The organism is Pseudomonas sp. P5_B2, assembly GCF_056400445.1.
The window spans coordinates 1-1364 of sequence record NZ_JBFULH010000900.1; the positions used below are offsets into that span (position 1 = coordinate 1).

Here is a 1364-nt window from a genome sequence, read left to right on the forward strand (position 1 = left end):
CTTTTGTAGAATAGTGAGTTGCCGGCGGATGGCACTCTTGCAATACCWCCTACCGCAAATAATAAATTAAAAACTCGTGTTAATTAAACTTTACTTCTGACACGAGCGAAGCTGCTCACTGCACTGCTATAGAAGGCAATGCATTTAACTATATTTACTTTTCGCAACTCGCTCAAAGGGAATCGACATGAAAGTCACAGTTTTCGGCATAGGTTACGTCGGCCTAGTACAAGGCGCAGTCCTCGCAGAGGTCGGCCACGACGTAGTCTGCATCGATGTTGATGCCAACAAGGTCGAACGCCTTAAACAAGGCCATATTCCAATCTACGAACCAGGACTTGAAGCCCTAGTAAAAGAAAACTACGCTTCTGGCCGATTGAGTTTTACAACTGATGCTGTAGCAGGAGTAAAACACGGCGAAGTTCAATTCATCGCAGTCGGCACACCACCAGACGAGGATGGTTCAGCCGATCTTAAATATGTACTCAAGGTAGCTGAAACCATTGCACAGCATATGGAATGCCACCAAATCATCATCGACAAGTCTACTGTTCCTGTGGGAACGGCCGACAAGGTAAGCGCTCGTGTGGCTGAAGTACTCGCCAATCGTGGCCGCGAGGACTTGACCTTTGACGTGGTCTCCAACCCCGAATTTCTGAAAGAGGGTTCAGCTGTTGTCGACTGCATGCGTCCTGACCGGATTGTTATTGGCACGAGCAGTTCAAGTACAGAAGATGTGATGCGCGAACTCTACTCGCCTTTCAATCGCAACCACGAAAAAATTATTGTGATGGATGTTCGAAGTGCTGAACTAACCAAGTACGCTGCCAACTGCATGCTGGCCACAAGAATAAGTTTTATGAACGAAATGGCGAATTTGGCGGAGTTGCTCGGAGCTGATATTGAAATGGTTCGTCAGGGCATTGGCGCTGACGCACGTATCGGCTATCAATTCCTATATGCCGGCGTCGGTTATGGCGGATCTTGTTTTCCTAAAGATGTACAAGCGTTGATCCRTACTGCAGAAAACATTGACTTTGATGCTAAAATTCTGAAAGCAGTGGAACGCCGAAACGAGGAGCAGAAATCCGTACTGTTCAAAAAAATTTCAAAACATTTTAATGGCAAATTAAGTGGTAGGACGTTCGCGATATGGGGTCTCAGCTTCAAACCCAATACAGATGATATGCGTGAAGCGCCCAGCCGAGTATTGATGGAAGCGCTGTGGAAAGCCGGGGCAAAAGTACAAGCCTATGATGCGGAAGCTATGGAAGAAACGCAGCGTATATATGGTTGCCGATATGATCTAAGTCTATGCGGCAGTAAAGAAGCCGCTTTGAAAGCAGCAGTCGCGTTTGTAATTG

Annotated in this window: 1 protein-coding gene; it reads left to right on the forward strand. The window is 46.7% G+C overall.

What is annotated here, in order from left to right:
* Positions 1–187 precede the first annotated feature (187 nt).
* Positions 188–1364: UDP-glucose dehydrogenase family protein (locus tag AC1DRJ_RS27835; RefSeq protein ID WP_477804977.1), on the forward strand; the 1177-nt coding region annotated here is incomplete at its 3' end.